Source organism: Anaerobacillus sp. ABR4_321 (genome assembly GCF_056158505.1).
In genome coordinates this window covers 1-3887 of record NZ_JBSWTK010000002.1, presented here as the reverse complement: position 1 = coordinate 3887, position 3887 = coordinate 1, and the positions used below count along the sequence as shown (strand labels likewise).

The 3887-nt window shown below is 67.0% G+C and carries 4 protein-coding genes and 1 pseudogene; 1 reads left to right on the top strand and 4 read right to left on the bottom strand.

The annotated features are described in order from the left end of the window. Positions 1–17: 17 nt before the first annotated feature. The 4 genes and pseudogenes from ACXADT_RS21420 to rpsB all read right to left on the bottom strand — a co-directional run. Positions 18–653: a P-loop domain-containing protein gene (locus ACXADT_RS21420; RefSeq protein ID WP_474835870.1), complete on the bottom strand. Its 636-nt coding sequence runs from the start codon at positions 651–653 to the stop codon at positions 18–20. Positions 654–728: 75 nt separating this feature from the next. After that, positions 729–884 carry a hypothetical protein gene (locus ACXADT_RS21415; protein WP_474835869.1) on the bottom strand — a complete coding sequence of 52 codons (156 nt, stop codon included), beginning with the start codon at positions 882–884 and terminating at the stop codon, positions 729–731. A gap of 208 nt (positions 885–1092) precedes the next feature. Continuing rightward, positions 1093–1929, bottom strand: coding sequence for a translation elongation factor Ts (gene tsf / locus ACXADT_RS21410; RefSeq protein ID WP_010079157.1), 837 nt, complete (start codon positions 1927–1929; stop codon positions 1093–1095). A gap of 217 nt (positions 1930–2146) precedes the next feature. Further along, positions 2147–2936, bottom strand: a pseudogene (rpsB, locus tag ACXADT_RS21405) (30S ribosomal protein S2); the annotation flags it as partial. A 707-nt stretch (positions 2937–3643) separates the two neighbouring features. Between rpsB and ACXADT_RS21400 the strand changes: the two are divergent. After that, positions 3644–3887: peptidoglycan DD-metalloendopeptidase family protein (locus tag ACXADT_RS21400; protein WP_474835868.1), on the top strand; the 244-nt coding region annotated here is incomplete at its 3' end.

The following is a 3887-nucleotide window of genomic DNA, read 5'->3' as shown; positions in this document are numbered from 1 at the left end:
AAGGTTAACACCCACACTTACTTCAGGACGTACAGCACCTCACGCGTTTCTTCACCAGATAGCGATAGGTCACTCTCACCTATATCTAGCATTCTATTACTCACGCTTAGTTTAATCAGGCTATTCCATTTCGGCTTCATGCGAGTTGAAACAAGAAGATGAACATTTGAAGGAAGAAGCGTAATGACTTTCTCAATCCATTGATTGATCGTCAACGCGTGATCAACGAGTTGAAAATCATCGATGACAATAATGAGGTCTGATTCTATCTTTGCGCATTCGTTGATAAATAAGGCACTTAATAGCTGAAGATCTTCTTCGCTGACCCAGTAATCCATATTCGATATAACTTCGAGGAGTTCTTTACAGAAGGAAGGAAACTTCTTTCGAACGGCATAAACCACATAGTGGATAAAAGGGAAAATATCATCATCCGATTCTGTCACAGTATACCAGCATACCGGTACCTTGCATTGCTTAACGAACTGACTCAGTATCGTGCTTTTCCCATAACCCGCTCCACCATGAATGATGGTGATGGGATAAGTCGTAACTTCTTTTAGCTTTTTTATTACAGATCCCCGGTAAATATATGTATCCTTCAATGCTGGTGGTACAAGTTTTGTTTCAATAATCGGAACGGTAGGTTGCATAGGTGCTGTACGTCCTGAAGTAAGTGTGGGTGTTAACCTTAGCAATACGTTGTTACTTGACTCTACTTCGTTCAGTTACGTATTGCTAAGGTTAACATGTTCAACCAAGGCTTCTATGGCGGCACCTACCTCGCCCGAGAGCTTGAGGAGCACGCGACGGCGGCCGGTGTCGTCCGAGGTCTGCGGGGCGTGGGCGGTGGTCGGGTCCTCGGGGGCGCGGTTCGTCTCCATGGGAAGCATCTCCTGGTCGGTGGGGGGTCGGGCCGGGGACGGCCGTCCCGGGGGCGGACACGCGGACGGGGTGGCCGCCCGGTCGGGGCGGCCACCCCGTCATGCGATGGTCGTCGGCGCCATCCGGCGCCGGAGTGGACCTCGGGTCGCTCCCGATCCTACGCCCCCGCGGGGCGTGGACCGGGAGCGGCCGGTCCGGGTGCGGCGGTCAGTTGCCGACGCGGAAGCGGGCGAACCCGGTGACGTTGGTGCCGGCGTCGGAGGCGACCTTGCCGACGGTCTGCTTCGGGTCCTTCGCGAACGGCTGGTCCACGAGCACGATCTCCTTGAAGAAGCCGGTCAGGCGGCCCTCCACGATCTTCGGCAGGGCCTGCTCCGGCTTGCCCTCGGCACGGGCGGTCTCATCGGCGATGCGACGCTCGTTCTCGACGGTCTCGGCCGGCACGTCCTCACGGGTGAGGTACGTGGGCGAATAGGCCGCGGTGTGCACGGCGATGTCGTGCGCGGCGGTCTTGGCGTCGGCGGAGTCGGCGTCCACGGCGAGGAGCACGCCCACCTGGGCCGGCAGGTCCTTGGAGGTCTTGTGCAGGTAGGCGTCCACGAAGGCGCCCTCCACGCGGGCCAGGCGGCGCACGGCCACCTTCTCGCCCAGCAGGGCGCCCTCCTCGGTCACGTAGTCGCCCAGGGTGCGGCCCTCGTAGTCGGAGGCCAGCAGGCCGTCGACGTCGGTGGCGCCGGAGGCGACGGCGGCGCGCAGCACCACGTCGCCCAGGGCGATGAACTTGTCGGCCTTGGCCACGAAGTCGGTCTCGCAGTTGAGCTCGATCATGACGCCGACGCCGTTCTCGACGGTCGCGGCCACGAGGCCCTCGGCGGCGGAGCGGCCCTCGCGCTTGGTGGCGCCCTTGAGGCCCTTCACGCGGATGATCTCGATGGCCTTCTCGGCGTCGCCGTCGGCCTCGTCCAGAGCCTTCTTCACGTCCATCATGCCGGCGCCGGTGCGCTCGCGCAGGGCCTTGATGTCAGCAGCGGTGTAGTTCGCCATGCTCGTTCGGTCCTTCCCGTGGTGTGGGTTGTGCGGGATGTTCGGGGTCTGATCCGGTCCGTCGGCCCGGCCGGGTGGGGCCGGGCCGACGGGCCGGCCGGGATCACTCGCCCTGCGGGGCGGCCTCGGCGGCGGGGGCCTCGGCCTGCTCGGCCGGCGCCTCGGCGGCGGGGGCCTCGGCCTGCTCGGCCGGCGCCTCGGCGGCGGGGGCCTCGGCCTGCTCAGCCTGCTCGGCCTGCTGGGCGTTGTGCTGCTCGAGCAGCTCGCGCTCCCACTCGGCCATCGGCTCGGCGGCCGCCTGGCCGGACTTGCCGCCCTGACGGGCGATCAGGCCCTCGGCGACGGCGTCCGCGACCACGCGGGTCAGCAGGTTCACGGAGCGGATGGCGTCGTCGTTGCCCGGGATCGGGTAGGCGACCTCGTCCGGATCGCAGTTGGTGTCCAGGATGGCGACGACCGGGATGCCGAGCTTCTGGGCCTCGTCGACGGCCAGGTGCTCCTTCTTGGTGTCCACGACCCACACGGCGGAGGGGGTCTTGGCCATGTTGCGGATGCCGCCGAGGTTGGCCTGCAGCTTCTCGAGCTCACGGTTGAGCAGCAGCAGCTCCTTCTTGGTGAACTGCGAGCCGGCCACGTCCTCGAAGTCGATCTCCTCGAGCTCCTTCATGCGCTGCACGCGCTTGGAGACGGTCGGAGAAGTTGGTCAGCATGCCGCCGAGCCAGCGGTGGTTCACGTAGGGCATGCCCACGCGGCCGGCCTGCTCCGCGATGGCCTCCTGGGCCTGCTTCTTGGTGCCGACGAACAGGATGGTGCCGCCGTGGGCGACGGTCTCCTTGACGAACTCGTAGGCGCGGTCGATGTAGGACAGCGACTGCTGGAGGTCGATGATGTAGATGCCGTTGCGCTCGGTGAAGATGAAGCGCTTCATCTTGGGGTTCCAGCGGCGGGTCTGGTGGCCGAAGTGGACACCGGAGTCGAGGAGCTGGCGCATGGTCACGACGGGCATGACGTTCCCTTCTGTGGCAGCCGTGACACCCCGCGCTTCACGCGCGGGCGGTCTGCCGGTCGATTTCTTGACGGTTGGCGGCCGGCCCGGTCGGGCGGCCCCTGGCATCACGACGGCGGGCTGCCGGGCCCCACGAGCACCCGCGCCGACGCCCTCTCCAGGAGGACGGCGGGGACGGGACCGAGCGTGGGGGCTGGGCCGCTGGAGCGACCCACCGCGATGCGCGGAGTCGGTGTCCGGGGCATAGCACTGGGCCGGCCACAGGACACCGCTGAGGTGAATCCTACCCCAGGTGGGCGACCGCTCCCATCGCCGACTCCTGCACAGGGACCGGTGCGGCGGGCGCTCTCCACGATCGCACTGCGGGCCCGCCACGCGGCCGCCCGGGACGCCAGGCTGTCGCCATGACCCCACGCACCCACCTCCCCCGTCCGCTCCCGCGCCCGCACATCGCGGGGTGCGTCGCGGCGGCCCTGCTCGCCTGGCTCGTCCTCGCCTCGGGGGTGGGCGGCCTCGACGCCGTGCCGCGGGCCACGTCCGCACCGTCGGGGCGCGACGCGCTGCTGCTCGTCGCGGCGTCCCCGGCAGGTCCGGGATCGACGGCCGCGCCGGTCGCGTGGCACCCGCCCGTCGCCGGCGCCGCCCCGGATGACGTGCTCCGCGCGTTCGTCGCACCCGAGCGACCGTGGAGTCGGGGGCACCGGGGCGTGGACCTCGCCGTGCAGACCGGGGCTCCGATCCAGGCGCCGGCGGCGGGCCGGGTCGTGTTCGCCGGGGTCGTGGTCGACCGCCCCGTGCTGACCCTCGAGCACGCGGACGGGACCCGCAGCTCCCTCGAGCCGGTGGAGGCCGACGTCGCGGTGGGGGCCGTCGTCGACGCGGGCGACCCCGTGGGGCGACTGGCCGGGGCGCCACCCCACTGCCCGCGGGCGTGCGTGCACTGGGGCATAG